Consider the following 19,524-nt stretch of genomic DNA (forward strand, 5'->3'; position numbering starts at 1 on the left):
ATGTGGGCCCTGGCCCGGCTGCGGGGTCGCAGAGTGGTGCCACAGCGCACCGCCGGTGAGTTGGATGCAATGGCTGCGGCGGGCGCCGTCGTGGCTGCCGCGCACCAGGCCGTCCGCTCGGCCGCGGTGGCCGGTGTATCTACCCTGCAGCTGGACGAGATTGCGGAATCGGTTATCCGGGAGGCTGGCGCCACGCCCTCATTCCTGGGTTATCACGGCTATCCGGCCTCGATCTGCGCTTCGGTCAACGATCGTGTGGTGCACGGCATCCCGTCGGCGACCGAGATCCTCGGGCCGGGCGACCTGGTGTCGATCGACTGCGGCGCGGTGCTGGACGGTTGGCACGGCGACGCGGCGATAACCTTTGGGATCGGCACGCTCATTCCCGTCGACGAAGCGCTATCGGAGGCGACCAGGGAGTCGCTGGAGGCCGGAATTGCGGCGATGGTGATCGGCAACCGGTTGACCGACGTCGCGCATGCCATCGAGACGGAAACCCGCGCCGCCGAGGCCCGTTACCAGCGTTCCTTCGGAATCGTCGACGGATACGGCGGTCATGGCATCGGCCGTGAGATGCACATGGATCCGTTTCTGCCTAACGAGGGCGCCCCGGGGCGGGGGCCGACGTTGGTCGCCGGTTCGGTGCTGGCCATCGAACCCATGTTGACTCTGGGCACCCGCAAGACGGTGGTGCTCGATGACCAATGGACGGTCATCACCGCCGACGGGTCACGTGCTGCACACTGGGAACACACGGTGGCGGTCACCGAGAACGGGCCACGCATCCTGACCCTCGGCTAGCCGGCTGAACCAAACACCTACTCGGCTCGTGTCAGAAGCGGGAGGTGATCGAGTGGCTCGCGTTGCTGGCGGTGGAGCGGCTGAAGCCGCCTTGATGCAGGCGCTCTACGACGAGCATGCGGCGGTGTTGTGGCGCTACGCAATGCGCCTGACCAGCGATGCCAGCTATGCCGACGACATCGTCCAGGAGACGCTATTGCGCGTCTGGCAGCATCCGGAAGTCATCGACGAGCGCGGGAGGTCTGCACGCGCATGGCTGTTTACGGTGGCCCGCAACATGATCATCGATGACCGGCGCAGCGCGCGGTACCGCTACGTTGTCAGCTCCACCGACGCGGACGGTGCGCCGGAGCAATCCACGCCCGACGAAGTGGGTGCCGCGCTGGACCGGCTGCTGATCGCCGACGCGCTGGCACAGCTCTCCGGCGAGCATCGCGCGGTCATCGAGCGGTCCTACTACCGCGGCTGGACCACCGCACAGATCGCGAAGGACCTGGAGATCGCCGAAGGAACGGTGAAGTCGCGCCTACACTATGCCGTGCGGGCATTGCGGCTCACTCTGCAGGAATTTGGAGTTACACGATGACGGCCGTGCTCATAGCGGGGTTTTTCGGGGGATCCATGCGCACAGCTGTTGGCTTGGAATGCTTGAGGGTGACCGGAAATGGATGACATCAGGACGCCAGTCACAGGACTGGGCGCGCCCACCGAGGGGGAGCACCCCTACTTGATGTGGGACGCTGCCTACGTGCTGGGGTCGCTATCGGCGGCCGACCGCCGCGAATTCGAGGCGCACCTGGCCGGCTGCGCGTCGTGCCGCGCGGCCGTGGCCGAACTCTGTGGTGTGCCGGCGCTGCTGTCGCAGCTGGGCGCCGACGAGGTGGCGGCTATCGGTGAGCCCGGTGTGGCGGCGGGGACCACATCGGGCTCACCGCAGATGTCGTCGCAGCTGCTGCCGACGTTGCTGGCGACGGTGCGGTGGCGCCGCCGCCGTACCCGGTTGGCGATCTGGGTGGCATCATCTGCGGCCGCGGTGTTTTTGGGGATCGGTGTGCTGGTTGGTGTGGTAGGCCATTCTGCTTCTGCGCCGGTTCAAACCGCGTCCGCCCAGCCGATGGCTCAGGTCGGGACGCACCTGCTGGAGTCGACGGTTTCGGTCGACGGGATGCACTGGGGGACGTTCATCAATCTGCGATGCGTCTGCCTGGCGCCGCCGGATGCCCACCATGACACGCTGGCCATGGTCGTGGTCGGACGTGACGGCAGCCAAACCCGGCTGGCGACCTGGGTCGCCGAGCCGGGGCACACCGCCACCCCCGCCGGCAGCATCTCGATGCCGGTCGACCAGATCGCGGCCGTGCAGGTGGTCTCCGCCGATAGCGGCGAGGTTCTGCTGCAGCGTTCGCTCTGAGGCCGGCGACCCGCGCCCGACGGCGGTGCTCGCGCCAATATCGCAAGCGATAACCGGACCCGGGGGATTGTGCGGTAAGAAAGGGTGTGGCCCCGGACAACAAACGTGACCCGATCGCCGCGGCGCGGGCCAACTGGGAAGCCGGCGGTTGGGGTGACGTGGCGCAGGGCATGGTTGCGGTGACGTCGGTCATGCGCGCGCATCAGATTCTGCTGGCCCGAGTCGAGGCCGCGCTGCGCCCCTATGACCTGAGTTTCTCCCGCTACGAACTGCTCCGGCTATTGGCGTTCAGCCGCACCGGCGCATTGCCGATCACCAAGGCCTCCGACCGGTTGCAGGTCCACGTCACCAGCGTTACTCACGCGATCCGCCGGCTGGAATCCGATGGGCTGGTGCGGCGGGTTCCCCATCCCACCGACGGCCGGACCACCCTGGTGCAGATCACCGATCTGGGGCGCTCCACCGTCGAGGATGCGACCGTCACGCTCAATGAGCACGTGTTCGCCAACATCGGGATGTCCACCGGGGAGTCGGAGGCACTGGTGTCGTCGATCGAAACGTTGCGGCGCAGTGCCGGCGATTTCTGAGAAGAACACAGAGAGGCAGGACGATGGATCCACTAACTGCTCACCAGCGTGCCCAGGACGCGTTCGGGAGTGTCCTTGCCAATGTCAGCGCGGATCAGCTTGGGGCCGCGACGCCGTGCTCGGAATGGACGGTCAGCGATCTGATCGAGCACGTGATCGGCGGCAACGAGCATGTCGGGATATGGTCGGGCGGCGCCGATAGGCCCGCCGCCCGGCCCGACGACATGGTTGCGGCGCACCGGGCCACCGCCGCCGCCCAACAGGTCTTCGCCGCACCAAACGGGATGGCGACGGTGTTCAAGCTGCCGTTCGGTGAGATCCCCGGACAGGTCTTCATCGGGATGCGCACCAGCGATGTGCTGACCCATGCCTGGGACCTGGCGGTGGCAACCGGTCAGGCCAGCGATCTTGATCCCGACTTGGCCACCCAGCAGCTCGCCGCGGTGCGCGCGTTCGTCGGACCCCAGTTCCGTGGGCCGGGCAAGCCCTTTGGGGAGGAGCAGCCCTGCTCGGCGGAGCTGTCACCGGCCGATCAGCTGGCGGCATTCCTGGGCCGAAAGGTGCAGTGACGCCGCGGTGAACTAGCTGCCGCGCAGCATCTCGATCACCGCGCTGAAGTCCTGGTCGGCGTGGTCGGCGGCGAACTTGGCGTAGATCTCGGCGGCGTGGCTGCCCAGCGGTGCCGCCGAACCGGTCGAGGTCACCGCGTCCATGGCCAGACCGAGGTCCTTGTTCATCAGCGCGGTGGCAAATCCCGGCTTGAAGTCGTTGTTGGCCGGCGATGTCGGCACCGGGCCGGGGACTGGGCAGTTGGTGTGCACGGCCCAGCAATTTCCGGTCGCGCCGGTGATGACGTCGAACAGCGACTGCGCATCCAGCCCGAGGTTCTCGGCCAGGACGAACGCCTCACCGATGGCGATCTGCTGCACTGCCAGCACCATGTTGTTGCATACCTTGGCGGCCTGTCCCGCGCCGGCCGCGCCGCAGTGAATGATCTTGCCCGCCATCGGCTCCAGGACCGGCTGCGCCTGCGCCAGCGCGCTCTGGTCGCCACCGACCATGAACGCCAGTGTTCCGGCCACCGCGCCTTTGACCCCACCGGAGACCGGTGCATCGAGTTGAGCCATGCCGTGCGATTCGGCCAGGGCGTGTACCTCGCGCGCATCGTTGAACGAAATCGTTGAGCTGTCGATGAACAGCGCACCCGATCGGGCCGCGGGCAGCACCTCGGCGTAGCAGCGCTTGACCACCGCGCCATTGGGCAGCATGGTGATGATCACGTCGGCCCCGGCCACCGCCTCGGCGGCGCTGTCAAACATCGTCGCGCCCTTGGCGGCCGCGGCGGATGCGGCCGCGGGCACCGGGTCGAACCCGCGTACGGTGTGGCCGGCGCCGATGAGATTTGCCGACATCGGCGCACCCATGTGGCCGAGCCCCAAGAACGCGATCTGGCAGGACTTGGTCATGAGGCCCCTTTCCTATGCGCTAGCGCGAAACCGTGCGGCCTCGGCCCGGCCGACGACCACCCGCATGATCTCGTTGGTCCCCTCCAGGATCCGGTGCACGCGCAGATCACGGACGATCTTCTCCAGACCGTACTCGCGCAAGTAGCCGTAGCCGCCGTGCAGTTGCAGAGCCTTGTCGGCGACGTCGAAGCAGGTGTCGGTGACAAAACGCTTCGCCATCGCGCACAGCTCGACCTTGTCCGCGTCGTCCTCGTCGAGTGCGTTTGCCGCCCGCCACAACAGCATTCGCGACGCCTCCAGGCCGGTGGCCATATCGGCCAGGGTGAACCGGACGGTGGGCTCGTCGAGCAGGCTGGAGCCGAACGCCTGGCGCTCGCGCACGTAGGCACCCGCCTTGGCGAAGGCGGACTGGGCGCCACCGAGCGAACACGCCGCGATGTTGAGCCGGCCACCGTTGAGGCCGTTCATCGCGATGCCGAATCCGGCGCCCGTTCCGTCAACGCCGCCCAGCATCGCGTCGGCGGGTACCCGAACTCCTTCGAGCACCACCTGCGCGGTGGGCTGTGCGTGCCAGCCCATCTTCTCTTCGAGCGCCCCGAAACTCAGCCCCGGCGTGCCCTTATCGACAATGAACGCCGAGATGCCGCGCGGCCCCTCGGCTCCGGTGCGCGCCATCACCACGTAGACGTCCGAGGCGCCCGCACCGGAGATGAACTGCTTGACGCCGTCGAGCACATAGTCCGACCCCGGGTCCGAACCCTGCCGCACCGCCCGGGCGCTCAACGCGCTGGCGTCGGAGCCGGCACCCGGCTCGGTCAGGCAGTAGCTGGCGATGGCGTCCATCGTGGCCAGCCGCGGAATCCAGTCCTTGCGTTGCTCGTCGGTGCCGAAGCTGTCGATCATCCAGGCGCACATGTTGTGGATGGACAGAAACGCGGCGGTGACCGGGTCGGCGATGGCCAGCTGTTCGAAGATGCGCACCCCGTCGAGCCGGCGCAGCCCGCTACCGCCCACGTCTTCTCGGCAGTAGATCGCCGCCATTCCTAGTTCGGCGGCTTCGCGCAGCACGTCAACCGGGAAGTGCTTGGTGCCATCCCATTCCAGCGCGTAGGGGGCCAGCCGCTTATCGGCGAAGGCGGCGGCGGTCTGGGTGATCACCCGCTCGTCGTCGTTGAGGGTAAACATGGCGGCTACTTCATCGTGGGGATGACGAACTCGGCGCCATCTTTGATGCCCGACGGCCACCGGGAGGTGACGGTCTTGACCTTGGTGTAGAACTGGATCGACGTCGGGCCGTGTTGGTTGAGGTCGCCGAATCCGGAACGCTTCCAACCGCCGAAGGTGTGGTAGGCGACCGGAACCGGGATCGGGACGTTGACCCCGACCATGCCCACCTGCACCCGGGACACGAAGTCGCGCGCGGTGTCGCCGTCGCGGGTGAAGACCGCCACGCCGTTGCCGTACTCATGCTCGGAGGGCAACCGCAGCGCCTCTTCGTAGTCGTGGGCGCGGACCATGCACAGCACCGGTCCGAAGATCTCGTCGGTGTAGATGGACATGTCGGTGGTGACGTGGTCGAACAGGGTCGGCCCGATGAAGTAGCCGCCTTCCAGGTTCGCGTCGCCGAAGGACAGATCGTCACTGGCCCGCTCGCGGCCGTCGACGACCAATTCGGTGCCGGAGGCGACGCCCTGGCCGATGTAGTCGCGCACCCGCGTGAGGGCGGCTTCGGTGACCAATGGGCCGTAGTCGGCTTTCGGGTCCAGGCTGTGCCCGACTCGCAGGTTGTTGATGCGTTCAACCAGCTTGGCGCGCAGCCGATCCGCGGTTTGCTCGCCCACCGGCACCGCGACGCTGATCGCCATGCAGCGTTCGCCCGCACTGCCGTATCCGGCGCCGATCAGCGCGTCGACGGCTTGGTCGAGGTCGGCGTCGGGCATCACGATCATGTGGTTCTTGGCGCCGCCGAAGCACTGCGAACGCTTGCCGGTGGCCGCCGCCCCGGAGTAGATGTACTGGGCAATGTCGGAGCTGCCGACGAAGCCGACCGCCTTGATCTCGGGGTGATTGAGGATGGCGTCGACGGCCTCCTTGTCGCCGTGGACGACCTGGAAGACGCCGGGGGGTAGGCCGGCCTCGACGAACAGTTCGGCCAGTCGCAACGGAACCGACGGGTCGCGCTCACTGGGCTTGAGCACAAAGGCGTTTCCGCATGCCAGGGCGGGGCCGGCCTTCCACAGCGGGATCATCGCGGGGAAGTTGAACGGGGTGATGCCGGCGACCACGCCGAGCGGCTGCCGCAGCGAGTAGACGTCAATGCCCGGGCCGGCGCCCTCCGTGTACTCGCCCTTGAGCAGGTGGGGGATGCCGAGACAGAACTCGATCACCTCGATGCCCCGCTGGATGTCACCGCGGGCGTCGGGCACTGTCTTGCCGTGCTCGCGTGATAGCAGCTCGGCCAACTCGTCGGTGTTCTGGTTGACCAACTCGATGAAGCGCATCAACACCCGCGCCCGCCGCTGAGGATTCCAGGCGGCCCAACCTATTTGCGCTTCGGCGGCGCCTGCGACCGCGGCGTCGATGTCGGCCTGCGCGGCCATCGGTACCGTCGCCTGGACCTGGCCGGTATTGGGGTCGAGGACATCGGCGGTGCGGGTGGATTGCCCGGGGGTGTGGCGTCCATCGATGAAATGCGGAATTTGTGTGGTCATAGCGTGTTCCATAACGGTCGTGTGCGGCGGGGAGACCCGATACTTGGACATCCTAGTAAATATCGTCGGTGGTACGCAACGGACTCTTGACGAACATGGCCCCAATCATCGTGGCAAGCGTGCCGATGCTGGTCCCGAAGGTGTGGTGCCGACGCGGTAGCGGGCCGGTCGGCCCGGCGCTATGCGCTCGGATCGGGGGCATCTTGGCCGGCCGGTTCGGGCAAGGTCTTGGTCGAGAGCAGGGCGCCGGCGGCCACGGCGGCTACGGTGAGGATCGCTATCGCGACCACGATGGTGGTGTGAAAGCCGGCCAGAAAAGCGGTGTGCGCCTCAATACGGATCTGGGACGCCAGCGCCGGCGCGGTGGTCGCGTCGGCGAGATCATTGGCGGTTCGGATGGACTCCTGAGCGGTTGCCAACTGCGAGTCGGTCAGCCCCGAAATTGGGTCGAAAGCTGCGGTATAGGTGGCCGTGAGGACGGAGCCCAGCACCGCAATGCCCAGCCCACCCCCGAGGTCGTAGGCGACTTCTTCGACACCGGCGGCTTGGCCGACGTAATCCTCGGAGACCGCGGAGATGATCGCGTCGTTTGCCGAAACCAGCACCACATCGAGGGCGAACCCGACCACCGCCAGCGAACCCACGAACACCAGAAGCTGCCCATTGTGGCCCAGGGTCAGCAGCGGGAGCAGTGCGCTTGCGGTAAGGCCGAGGCCGGCGCCGATCGCGACACGGGTGCCGCAGCGACCCACGATCAGATGCGCGGACAGAGAACCGACGACCGTCGCGGCCGCCATCGGCGTGAGCAGGAGCGCGGCCTTGATCGGCGTGAAGCCGAGAAAATTCTGCAGATACTGCGCGAACACCAGGTCTAGGCCGACGATGGAAAACACCGCCAGTAGCACGGCCAGGACCGCAATGGTAAACGGCGCTCGGGTGAACAAGTGCACGTTGAGCAGCGGTTCGATCCCGCGGCGCTGCCTGCTGATCTGGCGGCGGATGAACCACCACAACCCGACGCCGGCGATGACGACGTAACCAACTGCCGCAGGATCGATCCCGTGGTGAGTCGCCTGCTTGATCGCCAGCACCGACGTGAGCACTGCGACGATCGACAGGCTGACGCTGAGACCGTCCAACACCAGCCGGGCCTGCGAGCGTGACTCCGGGACAAGCCGCCACACCAGCAGCAGAACCAGCAGCGCGAGGGGGACGTTGATCAGGAATATCGCGCCCCACCAGAAGTACTCGACCAGCAACCCGCCCATCAACGGGCCGATCGCCGCCCCCACCGCCGACACCGCAGACCAGATCCCCACCGCGCGCATCCGTTCGGCGCGGTCCGGGAACGCGACCCGCAACAGCGATACCGTGGCGGGAAGGATCATCGCCGCGCCCACTGCCATCACCGAACGGGCCAGGATCAGCATCAACGGTGTAGCCGCGAAGGCCGCCGGAATCGAGACCAGCGCGAAGATCACCAGACCAGTCATCAGCAGGCGCTTGCGGCCAAACCGGTCTGAAGCGGCTCCCGCCATCAGCATCAATGAAGCCATGATCAGCGGGTAGATGTCGACGATCCACAGGAATTCGGTGGGTGAGGGACTCAGCTCCTCGGCGATTCTTGGTGCGGCGACGTGCAGCACGGTGACATCCACCACAACCAAGAACAGGGCGGCGCACACGGTGAACAGCACCGCACCGGGACGCCTGACTACCGGCCTGCCCTCAGTCTCATTCACCTGCGGGCTCGCCGTCATCGACGCCGTCCCAGGCGATCTGTGTGGTTGGCATGCCTGGAAGGCTAGCGATAGCCACCCGGGCATTCGGCGCGGCCATGCTGTCGGTACCGCCGGCCACGGCGACAATTGGGCTCGGGCGGGGCGGTTCGCACGCGGAGGCTGGCCGGGGGTTGGCTAGGGCGTGTCTGCTTAATGTGAATGGTGTTTTGGCTGATGCTGTTTGGGTGATGCGGACGCATGCGATTTCTGATGATTTGTGGTCGCTGATCGTGGCGGTGTTGCCTGCGGGGCGGCGGCGTGGCCGGCCGTGGAACGATCATCGACGTACTCTGGAGGGCATTATCTGGCGTTACCGTACGGGATCTCCGTGGTGTGACCTGCCCGAGCACTTCGGTCCCTGGCAATCGGTGGCCGAGAGGCATCTACGCTGGTCGGTCGATGGCATCTACGCGCGGATCTTCGCGGCGATCGCCTCTGACCTCGACGCCGAGGACGCCGACCTGGGCGCACTGTTGTCGGTCGATTCGACCAGTGTGCGCGCCCACCGACACGCAGCCGGAGCGCGCCCCGGGCGCCGCACAGGGGGATCTGTCGAATTACAAGAAATATCTCCATGAGCCCGATGACCACGCCATTGGGCATTCCCGCGGCGGGCTGACTACCAAGATCCACGCCTTGACCGACCAGCTGTGCAGTCCGGTCACCCTGGCACTGTCGGCCGGTCAAGCCAGTGATAATCCGATGCTTTGGCCACTGCTGGCCGCCCGGTGCAGCAACTCATACGCCCCGTATCGCCTGCTGGCGGACAAGGCGAACTCCCATGACTCGACGCGGGCACAGCTGCGCCGGCTCAAGATCGCCCATACCATCCCCGAGCGCAGCGACCAGATCACCCGCCGCAAAGCCAAAGGCCGCAACAGAGGACGGCCTCCGGGGTTCTCAGGCCGAATCTACAAGCACCGCAACACCGTCGAGCGAAGCTTCAACCGGCTCAAACACTGGCGCGCGGTCGCCACCCGCTACGACAAATACGCCCTGACCTACCTCGGCGGTGCCACCCTGGCCGCCATCATCACCTACCACCGCGTCCGCAATTAGCAGACAGGACCTAGGTACCCCGCAGGCCGTCGATGAACCTCTGGGTCTCTTCCCAGGTGGGCAGGACCCCCGAAGCGCGCACTTCATCGAGGCTGCCGGCCGCCGCATCGCGTTCAGACAGGCTGGGAGGGGCGCCGTCGACCAGGGGCCAGTCGATCGCCAGTTCGGGGTCGGTCGCGCAGATCGTGTGCTCGCGCTGCGGGTTGTACTCGGCCGAACACATGTACATCACCGTTGATTTGTCTTGCAGCGCAAGGAAACCGTGCGCAAGTCCTTCGGAGATGTAAATCGATCGGTGGCGATCGTCGAGCAGTACCGAGTCCCACTGGCCGAATGTCGGTGAACCCAAACGGATGTCAACGACGACATCGAACACCGCGCCGGATACGCAGGTGACGTACTTGGCCTGGCTGGGGGGCAGCTCGGCGAAGTGCAGACCCCGCAGCACGCCGGCTGACGACACCGAGTAGTTGGCTTGGCGGACGTCGAAGCGATGACCGCAGAAGGCGGTGAACCCGCTGTCGGTGAGCCATTCGAAAAACATGCCGCGGGAATCACCGTGGATGGTCGGGGTGATCTCCCACGCGCCTGGAACCTTGAGTTCGCGTGCCTGCATGTCACTGACCGCGTTCTTGGTAGCGGGCTTCTGCGGCGTCTTTCAATTGACGCCACCATGATTCGTTGGCCCGGTACCAGTCGATGGTGGTGCGCAAGCCTTCCTCGAAGTCGGTGTGCTTGGGCGCCCACGCCAACTCGTTGTAGAGCAAAGATGGGTCGATGGCATAGCGCAGATCGTGGCCGACGCGGTCGACGACGTGATCGAAGTCGTCGGGGTCGCGATCCATCATCCGCAGCAGCGTGCGCAGCACGCTCAGGTTGTCGCGCTCGCCTTCGGAGCTGATCAGATAGGTCTTGCCGATCTGCCCCTTCTCCAGGATCCGCCGCACCGCGTTGTTGTGGTCGTCGACGTGGATCCAGTCCCGGACATTGGCGCCGGTGCCATACAGCTTGGGGCGCCGCCCGGTCAGCACGTTGGTGATCTGCCGAGGAATGAACTTCTCGATGTGCTGATACGGGCCGTAGTTGTTGGAGCAGTTGGAGATGGTGGCCGCCACGCCATAGGACCGAACCCAGGCCCGGACCAACATGTCCGCGCCGGCCTTGGTTGCCGAATACGGACTAGACGGGTTGTACGGGGTCGCCTCGGTGAATCGCGCGGGGTCGTGCAGTTCGAGGTCCCCGTACACCTCGTCGGTGGAGATGTGGTGCAGCCGTACGCCGTGCCGCCGCACCGCCTCCAGGATGGTGAAGGTCCCGAGCACGTTGGTGTGCACGAATGGTTCCGGGTTGTCCAGCGCATTGTCGACGTGGGATTCGGCGGCGAAATGCACCACCGCGTCGGACTCGGCCACCAGCTGGGAAACCAGCTCGGCATCGGTGATGTCGCCCTCGACCAGCCTGATGGCGTCTTCGAGATCGGCCAACGATTCGCGCCGGCCGGCATAGGTCAGGGAGTCGAGCACGGTCACCGCGTCGTCGGGGTACTCGCGCACGCTGCTGTGCACAAAGTTCGCGCCGATGAAGCCCGCTCCACCGGTGACTAGCAGTCGCATGGTCAAACCCTAACGGGTGAGCCCGAGCGCCCCTGACAGTTCGGTCAGCGCCGCCATCGGATTGTCCTCCCGGGACGGGCGCAGCACCTGAATCGCCACATGGTCGGCGCCGGCTTCGAGGTGTTCGCCGAGCCGCCGGGCGATCTGATCAGGGGTGCCGTAGGCCACCAGGGCGTCGATCAATCTGTCGCTACCGGGCTTGCGCACGTCGTCTTTGGTGAAGCCCAGCTTCAGCCAGTTGTTCACGTAGTTGCTCAGTCCCAGGTAGTTGCTCAGTCCCAGTTAGAAATCGATGAACTTGCGGCCCACCGCGCGGGCTTGCGCCGCGTCGGTGGTGAGCACGACTTTGTGTTCGGGCGCCAGGAACACGGTGTTGCCGACCAACTGGCGGGCGGTGCCGGTGTGCTCGGGCGTGGTCAGATACGGGTGGGCGCCGGCGCTACGCTGCGCGGCCAGGCGCAACATTCTGGGGCCCAGCGCCGCCAATACCCGCCTGCTGTCCGGCACCATCGCCTTGTCCAGGTCGTCGAGATAGGCCACCAGCGCGTCATAGGGTTTCTGATACTCCTGGGTGTGCTCGGGATGGCCTACCCCGACACCCAGCAGAAACCGGCCCGGGTGGGCGCTCTCGATCCGCTGATACGATGCCGCCACCTCATCGGCCGGCGCCGACCAGATATTGACGATCCCGGTCGCCAGCTGCAGTGATGTGGTCTGCTCCAAGGCGGGCTCGACCCAAGCCAGATCGGCGTCCGGTGATGCGCCGATCCAGGCCGCGCCGTAGCCGAGTGATTCGATCTGCCCGACGAGTTCGGGGGTGATGGAGCGGCTACCCAGCCATACGCCGAACCGGCCCAGCTCGGGTTTGAGTGAAACTGCGTTGTTCATCTGGTTCCCCCGTGCCTGCTTGAAGCTCAGGCGCCGGTCAGCCCGAGCGGCCCGGCCAACTCGGCGAGCGCTGGTACCAGGTTCTCACTTTTGGTCAGGACTTGTACGGGGACGTGGTCGGCGCCGGCTTGCAGGTGTTCGTTGAGGCGCGCCGCGATGGCCGCGGGAGTGCCGTAGGCGACCACGGCGTCAACCAGGCGGTCACTGCCCGGGCGGGCGATGTCGCGCTCGCTGAAGCCCAGCCGCTTCCAGCTGTTGAGGTAGTTCGCCAGGTTGAGATAGATGTCGAGGGCCTTGCGCCCGACCGCACGCGCCCGTTGCGCGTCGGTGGTCAGCACCACTTTGTGTTCGGGAGCCAGAAACGCCGACGGGCCGATGAGTTCGCGGGCCGCGGCGGTGTGCTCCGGTGTGGTCAGGTAGGGGTGCGCGCCGGCGCTGCGTCGCGCCGCGAGCCGCAGCACCCGCGGGCCCAGCGCCGCCACCACCCGTCGGTTGGCCGGCACCCCGTAGTCGTCGAGCCTGTTGAGGTACTCGATGAGGGCGTCCACCGCGTTGCCGGTGCTGTGGTACTCGGTGATCGCTTCCGGGTGGCCCACGCCGATTCCCAGCAGGAAACGGCCGGGGTAGGCGGCCTCGATGCGATGAAACGACTCGGCTACCGGCTTGGCGGGTGCCGACCAGATGTTGACGATGCCGGTGGCTACCTGCAGCGTGGTGGTGGCCGCCAGGATCGGTTCCACCCAGGCCAGTTCCGCCGGCGGTGACCCGCCGACCCAGACCGCTCCGTAGCCCAGCGCTTCGATGTCTCTGGCCTGGGCCGGGGTGACACCGCGGCCGAAGGATCCGAACCGGCAGAGGTTGGGCTTACCGGCGGCTGGGCTCGCGGAAGATCTGGTGTCAGAGTCGGTCTCAGGGTCGGGCATGGTAGGTCCAACCGGCTGGGTCGGGGCGGCTATTCCGGCCCGGCTTTGTGGCGTTCGTGATGCATCAAGTCAAGATGCCTGCGAAACCTGGTTCATGCATCAGGTAAGGAATGCCCGCGAAATCGGGGTCAGGTGGTGGTCTTGCTTTTGATGCGGATGCCGGCTTTGAGGGCGGGTAGAGCGGCGGGTATGGCGGCGAGGTAGAGCTGTTCGGTCTTGTCTTTGGCGAGTCTGAGCAGGGCGGCTTGCAGGTCGGCGATCTGGTGGGCGATCGCGGCGGGGTTGAGGCTGTTGCGGTAGGTGAGCAGCTCTGTTTGTTGGGCCGCTGAGAGGACTCCGGCGGCCAGCAGCCGGTCCAGGGGGGTCTGGGGCTTGTCGTAGAGCCGGCGGCGGTGACCGTCGCGGCTGCAGCCGTAGCTGATGGGTTTGATGGTGGGGGTCAGGTAGTTGAGCCGGTCGTTGACCAGGTGCCACAGCCGGTTGAGCACGGCGCGTTCTTCGTCGGTGTCGTAGCGGTAGTAGAACCCGTAGCGACGCACGAGGTGGTTGTTTTTGGACTCGATGGTGGCCTGGTCGTTCTTCTTGTAGGGTCGTGAGCGGGTGAAGAAGATCTCCATGTCCGCGGCCCACTTGATGACCGCCTTATTGAGGAATTCGGTGCCGTTGTCGAAGTCCAAACCCGTTACCTTATAGGGGATTTTAGTAATTCCGGTTTTGAGGGCGCCCAGGATGTGGGGGTGGGCGTTGTTGCGCACCGTGCGGGTGAACACCCAGCCGATGTGCATGTCGGTGAGGTTGACCGTGCGGGCGAACTCACCTTTCAGTGTCGGGCCGCAGTGCGCCACGGTGTCGCCTTCGAAGAACCCCGGAGATTCTTCGGCCTCATCGCCTGCTTTGCAGATGGTGATCGAGGACCGCAGCAGCGGGAGGGTTTCGTCGTCGACACACCCGAGATCTGGTCGCGGGCCTTGGCGCCGCGCAGGTAGCGGTCGATCGTGGCGCTGCTCATCGCCAACAGCTCGGCACGCACCGCCGGGCCGTAACGGTCACGGCCGTCCACCAGTTCGCCGTGGCGTTCTAGAGCATCCAACTGAAGTGCCATGGAAGCGGCCAGATACCGGCCGCACTGCCCGCCTGAGGCCGCCCACACCTTCTGCAACACCTTGAGCGCATCCTAGGAGTACTTCGGATTGCGTTGCCGGCGAGTCCGTTTGGCGACCTGCCGACCCGCTCCCGGCGGCGCGGCCGCCGCCCTCAACCGCCGCCGGGCGTTGTCACGCGACCAGCCGGTGACCGCCACCACCTGATCCAGAATCTGCCCCTTGTCCGCCTTCGGCGCCCCCACATACCCCCTGGCGAACTTCGCGGTGATCTCGGCCCGAGACGACATCGACAGCCCACTTCCCATGCCTGCCGAGGATCGACCGTTTCGCGGGCATTTTTACGTGATGCACCGAGGGCGCTTCACGGGCATTTTCGTGATGCTTGCCGGCGTTTTGCGCCGAGCGCGGCAGTGCGGGTATCGTGGGACGACGGTGCGACGTCTCGTGCCGACTCCTGGCGTGCCCAGTCCCGAAATTTCTCGGATCGTTTCGCGGAATTTCCACCACCGGCTCACGTTTTGCGGTCAGGACGGGTCCTGCGCCAAACCAGGTGCACGAACAAGAAGTGAGGATCGCCGGAAAGTAATGGCCAAGAAGGACGGTGCCATAGAGGTCGAGGGTCGCGTGGTCGAGCCCCTGCCTAATGCCATGTTTCGCATTGAGCTGGAGAACGGCCACAAGGTGCTCGCCCACATCAGCGGCAAGATGCGGCAGCACTACATCCGTATCCTGCCCGAGGATCGCGTGGTGGTGGAGTTGTCTCCCTACGACCTGTCCAGGGGCCGCATCGTGTACCGGTACAAATAGCCAAACCACCCAGAGAACAGGACCGAGACTGCCGTGAAGGTGAACCCGAGCGTCAAGCCGATCTGTGACAAGTGCAGGGTGATCCGTCGGCATGGGCGGGTCATGGTGATCTGCTCCGATCCGCGCCACAAGCAGCGGCAGGGGTAGACCAGGGCTAGCAGCAGCTAGCTAGCGCGAAGCGCAGACAACTGAATGCAGACCTCCCAGCACCAATGAGCGGCTGGCATCAATAGTGATGGGCCAGCTCATCCGCGCCCGGACGGAGGCCGGGCCCCGCAAACCTTGCGGGAACGGACTGGGATAAGACCTCCGCTGAGAAAAAGAGGAAACGCCACCTATGGCTCGACTAGTCGGCGTCGATCTACCGCGCGACAAGCGGATGGAGATCGCCCTGACCTACATCTACGGCGTCGGCTGTACCCGGTCGAACGAGATCTTGGCAGCTACGGGCATTGACCGTAACCTGCGCACTCGCGATCTCACTGACGACCAGCTGACGCACCTGCGTGACTACATCGAAGCGAACTTGAAGATCGAGGGTGACCTGCGCCGCGAGGTGCAGGCCGATATTCGTCGCAAGATCGAGATCGGCTGCTACCAGGGCCTGCGGCACCGCCGTGGTTTGCCGGTACGTGGCCAGCGCACCAAGACCAACGCGCGGACCCGCAAGGGCCCCAAGCGCACCATCGCAGGCAAGAAGAAGGCCAGGTAACCGATGCCACCGAAGAAAGCCAGCGGCACGGGCCCCAAGAAGGGCCAGAAGACCCGCCGCCGGGAAAAGAAGAACGTCCCGCACGGTGCCGCGCACATCAAGAGCACGTTCAACAACACGATCGTGACGATCACCGACCCGCAGGGCAACGTCATCGCCTGGGCGTCGTCGGGTCACGTCGGCTTCAAGGGATCCCGCAAGTCGACACCGTTCGCAGCGCAGCTGGCCGCCGAGAACGCTGCGCGCAAGGCCCAGGAGCACGGTGTCCGCAAGGTCGACGTGTTCGTGAAGGGTCCGGGTTCGGGCCGCGAGACCGCGATCCGGTCGCTGCAGGCCGCTGGCCTGGAGGTCGGTGCGATCTCCGATGTCACCCCGCAGCCGCACAACGGTGTCCGCCCGCCCAAGCGTCGGCGCGTCTAGGTCTAGGTCTAGGAGGACATACCAATGGCTCGTTACACCGGACCCGTCACCCGCAAGTCGCGCCGGCTGGGCACCGACCTCGTTGGTGGCGACCAGTCATTCGAAAAGCGTCCCTACCCGCCCGGCCAGCACGGTCGCGCCCGGATCAAGGACAGTGAATACCGCCAGCAGTTGCAGGAAAAGCAGAAGGCCCGCTTCACCTACGGCGTGATGGAAAAGCAGTTCCGCCGCTACTACGAAGAGGCCGTTCGCCACTCCGGCAAGACCGGTGAGGAACTGCTGAAGATCCTGGAGAGCCGGCTCGACAACGTCGTATACCGGGCCGGGTTGGCACGTACCCGCCGGATGGCTCGTCAGCTGGTCAGCCACGGGCACTTCAGCGTCAACGGCGTGCACGTCAATGTGCCCAGCTACCGGGTTTCGCAGTACGACATCATCGATGTGCGGGACAACTCGCTCAACACGGTGCCGTTCCAGATCGCGCGCGAAACGGCGGGTGACCGTCCGATCCCGAGCTGGTTGCAGGTCGTGGGGGAGCGTCAGCGCATCCTGATCCACCAGCTGCCCGAGCGGGCACAGATCGAGGTCCCGCTCACCGAGCAGCTGATCGTCGAGTACTACTCGAAGTAAGCCCCGTCTTCCGTCGCTGCGGCCGCAGCGACGGATCACCTAACGGCATCAAATAGCGGGTGCCGAGAAGGAGAACAAGAACACCATGCTGATCTCTCAGCGGCCGACTCTGTCCGAGGAAGTCCTCACCGACAGCCGGTCCCAGTTCGTCATCGAACCGCTGGAACCCGGATTCGGCTACACCCTTGGCAACTCGTTGCGTCGCACGCTGCTGTCCTCGATTCCCGGGGCAGCCGTCACCAGCATCCGCATCGACGGCGTGCTGCACGAGTTCACGACGGTGCCCGGAGTCAAGGAAGATGTCACCGACATCATCCTGAACCTCAAGGCCCTGGTCGTTTCTTCGGAGGAAGACGAGCCGCTCACCATGTACCTGCGCAAGCAGGGGCCGGGTGAGGTCACCGCGGGCGACATCGTGCCGCCGGCCGGTGTCACGGTGCACAACCCCAACATGCGCATCGCCACCCTCAACGACAAGGGCAAGCTGGAGGTCGAGCTCGTCGTCGAGCGCGGCCGCGGTTACGTCCCGGCAGTGCAGAACCGGGCTTCGGGCGCCGAAATCGGCCGCATCCCGGTCGATTCCATCTACTCGCCGGTGCTCAAGGTCACCTACAAGGTGGACGCGACTCGTGTCGAGCAGCGCACCGACTTCGACAAGCTGATCCTCGATGTCGAGACCAAGAATTCGATCACCCCGCGCGACGCGCTGGCATCTGCGGGCAAGACGCTCGTCGAATTGTTCGGTCTGGCACGTGAACTCAACGTCGAGGCCGAAGGTATCGAGATCGGGCCGTCGCCGGCCGAGGCCGACCACATCGCCTCGTTCGCACTTCCGATCGACGACCTGGATCTGACCGTGCGCTCGTACAACTGCCTCAAGCGCGAGGGCGTGCACACCGTCGGCGAACTGGTGTCGCGCACCGAGTCGGATTTGCTCGACATCCGCAACTTCGGTCAGAAGTCGATCGATGAGGTCAAGGTCAAGCTGCACCAGCTGGGCCTGTCGCTCAAGGACAGCCCGCCGAGCTTCGACCCGTCTGAGGTCGCAGGCTACGACGTGGCCACCGGTACCTGGTCGACCGAGGGCGCCTACGACGACCAGGACTACGCCGAAACCGAACAGCTCTAACCAAGATCCGTCCCGGTCCTACCTGATACGGGGACCGGCCCCGAATAGGAGATAGCCGCAATGCCCAAGCCCACCAAAGGCCCTCGCCTCGGCGGGTCGTCCTCGCACCAGAAGGCGCTACTGGCCAACCTGGCCACCTCGCTGTTCGAGCACGGCCGAATCAAGACCACCGAGCCCAAGGCGCGGGCGTTGCGGCCGTACGCGGAGAAGCTGATCACCCACGCGAAGAAGGGTGCACTGCACAATCGGCGCGAGGTGCTCAAGAAGATCCGCGACAAGGACGTGGTGCACACCCTGTTCGCTGAGATCGGGCCGTTCTTTGCCGATCGTGAGGGCGGCTACACCCGCATCATCAAGGTCGAACCGCGCAAGGGCGACAACGCCCCGATGGCGGTGATCGAGTTGGTGCGGGAGAAGACGGTGACGTCTGAGGCCGACCGGGCACGACGGGTGAAAGCCTCCCAGGCCGCGTCGCAGGACGTGCCTTCGGAGCCGCAGGCAGCCGAGGAGCCGGCGGCCGAGGAGGCGGTGGCCGCTACCGAAGCCGAGGCAGCGCCTGCCGACGCCGAGGCCACCGACGCCGAGGCCGGCTCCGCTGACACCGACGCTGACGAGGCACCGCAGAATCAGTGACGCAGTTCGTCTGCGCTTCGACATTGCCTACGACGGTACGGATTTCGCAGGCTGGGCGACGCAGACGGGGCAGCGTACGGTCGCTGGCGTCCTTGATGAGGCGCTGACGACGGTCTTGCGCACACCGGTGCGCCTGTGTGCCGCCGGGCGTACCGATGCGGGGGTGCACGCCACCGGCCAGGTGGCCCACGCCGATGTTCCAGTCGACGCGTTGCCGAACGCCTATTCGCGTTCGGCGCGCGCGGGCGATCCGGAATTCCTGCCGTTGGTGCGACGTTTGGCCCGCTTCTTGCCGTCTGATCTGCGCGTCCTCGATATCGCGCGTGCGCCAACGGCTTTCGATGCCCGATTTTCGGCACTTCGCCGCCATTATGTCTACCGCTTGTCGACGGCCCCCTACGGTGTCGAGCCGCAGCAGGCTCGCTATGTGACCGTATGGCTGCGGGAGCTGGACATCGATGCGATGACGGTGGCATCCCGAGAGCTATTGGGACTGCACAATTTTGCCGCGTTCTGCCGCCGTCGCGAGGGGGCTACCACCATCCGTGACCTGCAACGGTTGGACTGGTCGCGCAACGGGCACCTGGTCACCGCGCAGGTCAGCGCCGACGCGTTCTGCTGGTCGATGGTGCGCTCATTGGTGGGCGCAATGCTTGCCGTGGGCGAACACCGGCGTACGCCAGATTGGTGTCGCGAGTTGCTCACCGCTACCGCGCGTTCCAGTGACTTCGCGGCCGCACCGGCGCACGGTCTGGTCCTGGCCAAGGTGGACTATCCACCCGATGACCAGCTCGCATCGCGGGTCTTGATTACCCGCGATCTGCGCTCGCGTACCGACTGACTTATTACG

At 65.7% G+C, this 19,524-nt stretch carries 23 protein-coding genes and 2 pseudogenes; 14 read left to right on the forward strand and 11 right to left on the reverse strand.

Annotated elements, in window-relative coordinates; genetic code table 11:
• The 5 genes from map (at position 1) to G6N41_RS12930 (ending at position 3,368) form a co-directional block, all read left to right on the forward strand.
• Positions 1–801: a type I methionyl aminopeptidase gene (gene map / locus G6N41_RS12910; RefSeq protein WP_198967552.1), complete on the forward strand. Its 801-nt coding sequence runs from the start codon at positions 1–3 to the stop codon at positions 799–801.
• A gap of 52 nt (positions 802–853) precedes the next feature.
• Positions 854–1,387 carry a sigma-70 family RNA polymerase sigma factor gene (locus G6N41_RS12915; protein WP_198967553.1) on the forward strand — a complete coding sequence of 178 codons (534 nt, stop codon included), beginning with the start codon at positions 854–856 and terminating at the stop codon, positions 1,385–1,387.
• A gap of 78 nt (positions 1,388–1,465) precedes the next feature.
• Entirely contained in the window at positions 1,466–2,212 is a 747-nt protein-coding gene (locus G6N41_RS12920; RefSeq protein ID WP_012392968.1) for an anti-sigma factor family protein, read from the forward strand.
• An 86-nt stretch (positions 2,213–2,298) separates the two neighbouring features.
• Positions 2,299–2,799, forward strand: coding sequence for a MarR family transcriptional regulator (locus G6N41_RS12925; RefSeq protein WP_020731968.1), 501 nt, complete (start codon positions 2,299–2,301; stop codon positions 2,797–2,799).
• 23 nt (positions 2,800–2,822) lie between these two features.
• Positions 2,823–3,368 (forward strand): TIGR03086 family metal-binding protein, encoded by a 546-nt coding sequence (locus tag G6N41_RS12930; RefSeq protein ID WP_198967554.1) that lies wholly within the window; start codon positions 2,823–2,825, stop codon positions 3,366–3,368.
• Positions 3,369–3,380: 12 nt separating this feature from the next.
• On the opposite strand, the gene mmsB is transcribed toward G6N41_RS12930, so the two are convergent.
• The 4 genes from mmsB to G6N41_RS12950 all read right to left on the reverse strand — a co-directional run bounded on the left by mmsB (position 3,381) and on the right by G6N41_RS12950 (position 8,718).
• Positions 3,381–4,265, reverse strand: a complete 885-nt coding sequence (gene mmsB, locus G6N41_RS12935) for a 3-hydroxyisobutyrate dehydrogenase (protein ID WP_198967555.1) — start codon at positions 4,263–4,265, stop codon at positions 3,381–3,383.
• Positions 4,266–4,277: 12 nt separating this feature from the next.
• On the reverse strand, positions 4,278–5,450 hold the full coding sequence (locus G6N41_RS12940; protein WP_198967556.1) for an acyl-CoA dehydrogenase family protein: 1,173 nt from the start codon (positions 5,448–5,450) through the stop codon (positions 4,278–4,280).
• 5 nt (positions 5,451–5,455) lie between these two features.
• Positions 5,456–6,976 (reverse strand): CoA-acylating methylmalonate-semialdehyde dehydrogenase, encoded by a 1,521-nt coding sequence (locus G6N41_RS12945; protein ID WP_198967557.1) that lies wholly within the window; start codon positions 6,974–6,976, stop codon positions 5,456–5,458.
• Positions 6,977–7,155: 179 nt separating this feature from the next.
• Positions 7,156–8,718, reverse strand: coding sequence for an MFS transporter (locus G6N41_RS12950; protein WP_198967558.1), 1,563 nt, complete (start codon positions 8,716–8,718; stop codon positions 7,156–7,158).
• 224 nt (positions 8,719–8,942) lie between these two features.
• On the opposite strand from G6N41_RS12950, the pseudogene G6N41_RS12955 reads away from it, so the two are divergent.
• Positions 8,943–9,816: pseudogene (locus tag G6N41_RS12955) on the forward strand (IS5 family transposase).
• Between the two features lie 10 nt (positions 9,817–9,826).
• Here the strand turns inward: G6N41_RS12955 and rfbC are convergent.
• The 7 genes and pseudogenes from rfbC to G6N41_RS28555 form a co-directional block, all read right to left on the reverse strand.
• Entirely contained in the window at positions 9,827–10,432 is a 606-nt protein-coding gene (rfbC, locus tag G6N41_RS12960) for a dTDP-4-dehydrorhamnose 3,5-epimerase (RefSeq protein WP_198967559.1), read from the reverse strand.
• A gap of 1 nt (position 10,433) precedes the next feature.
• On the reverse strand, positions 10,434–11,429 hold the full coding sequence (rfbB, locus tag G6N41_RS12965; protein WP_198967560.1) for a dTDP-glucose 4,6-dehydratase: 996 nt from the start codon (positions 11,427–11,429) through the stop codon (positions 10,434–10,436).
• Positions 11,430–11,438: 9 nt separating this feature from the next.
• A pseudogene (locus tag G6N41_RS12970) lies at positions 11,439–12,317 on the reverse strand (LLM class F420-dependent oxidoreductase).
• A 26-nt stretch (positions 12,318–12,343) separates the two neighbouring features.
• Positions 12,344–13,240 (reverse strand): LLM class F420-dependent oxidoreductase, encoded by an 897-nt coding sequence (locus G6N41_RS12975; protein ID WP_198967561.1) that lies wholly within the window; start codon positions 13,238–13,240, stop codon positions 12,344–12,346.
• A gap of 128 nt (positions 13,241–13,368) precedes the next feature.
• Positions 13,369–14,085, reverse strand: coding sequence for a hypothetical protein (locus G6N41_RS28545; RefSeq protein WP_231608953.1), 717 nt, complete (start codon positions 14,083–14,085; stop codon positions 13,369–13,371).
• A complete protein-coding gene (locus G6N41_RS28550) occupies positions 14,061–14,342 on the reverse strand; it encodes a hypothetical protein (protein ID WP_198965176.1) in 282 nt (93 codons plus the stop codon). The genes G6N41_RS28545 and G6N41_RS28550 overlap by 25 nt, the downstream gene beginning before the upstream one ends.
• A gap of 72 nt (positions 14,343–14,414) precedes the next feature.
• Positions 14,415–14,630 (reverse strand): hypothetical protein, encoded by a 216-nt coding sequence (locus tag G6N41_RS28555; RefSeq protein WP_198968069.1) that lies wholly within the window; start codon positions 14,628–14,630, stop codon positions 14,415–14,417.
• A 298-nt stretch (positions 14,631–14,928) separates the two neighbouring features.
• On the opposite strand from G6N41_RS28555, the gene infA reads away from it, so the two are divergent.
• From infA to truA, 8 genes are all read left to right on the forward strand, one after another.
• Positions 14,929–15,150, forward strand: a complete 222-nt coding sequence (gene infA, locus G6N41_RS12985) for a translation initiation factor IF-1 (RefSeq protein WP_003418601.1) — start codon at positions 14,929–14,931, stop codon at positions 15,148–15,150.
• A gap of 33 nt (positions 15,151–15,183) precedes the next feature.
• Positions 15,184–15,297, forward strand: coding sequence for a 50S ribosomal protein L36 (gene rpmJ / locus G6N41_RS12990; RefSeq protein WP_003879483.1), 114 nt, complete (start codon positions 15,184–15,186; stop codon positions 15,295–15,297).
• 190 nt (positions 15,298–15,487) lie between these two features.
• Positions 15,488–15,862, forward strand: coding sequence for a 30S ribosomal protein S13 (gene rpsM / locus G6N41_RS12995; protein ID WP_198967562.1), 375 nt, complete (start codon positions 15,488–15,490; stop codon positions 15,860–15,862).
• Between the two features lie 3 nt (positions 15,863–15,865).
• Positions 15,866–16,282: a 30S ribosomal protein S11 gene (gene rpsK / locus G6N41_RS13000; RefSeq protein ID WP_011739107.1), complete on the forward strand. Its 417-nt coding sequence runs from the start codon at positions 15,866–15,868 to the stop codon at positions 16,280–16,282.
• 24 nt (positions 16,283–16,306) lie between these two features.
• Entirely contained in the window at positions 16,307–16,912 is a 606-nt protein-coding gene (gene rpsD / locus G6N41_RS13005; protein WP_012392977.1) for a 30S ribosomal protein S4, read from the forward strand.
• Between the two features lie 85 nt (positions 16,913–16,997).
• Entirely contained in the window at positions 16,998–18,041 is a 1,044-nt protein-coding gene (locus tag G6N41_RS13010; RefSeq protein WP_198967563.1) for a DNA-directed RNA polymerase subunit alpha, read from the forward strand.
• A 60-nt stretch (positions 18,042–18,101) separates the two neighbouring features.
• Positions 18,102–18,674: a 50S ribosomal protein L17 gene (gene rplQ, locus G6N41_RS13015; protein ID WP_198967564.1), complete on the forward strand. Its 573-nt coding sequence runs from the start codon at positions 18,102–18,104 to the stop codon at positions 18,672–18,674.
• Positions 18,598–19,515 carry a tRNA pseudouridine(38-40) synthase TruA gene (gene truA / locus G6N41_RS13020; RefSeq protein WP_407663812.1) on the forward strand — a complete coding sequence of 306 codons (918 nt, stop codon included), beginning with the start codon at positions 18,598–18,600 and terminating at the stop codon, positions 19,513–19,515. Before rplQ ends, truA begins: the two co-directional genes overlap by 77 nt.
• Positions 19,516–19,524: the final 9 nt, after the last annotated feature.

It is taken from the genome of Mycobacterium shottsii, from assembly GCF_010728525.1.
GTDB classification, from domain to species: domain Bacteria; phylum Actinomycetota; class Actinomycetes; order Mycobacteriales; family Mycobacteriaceae; genus Mycobacterium; species Mycobacterium marinum.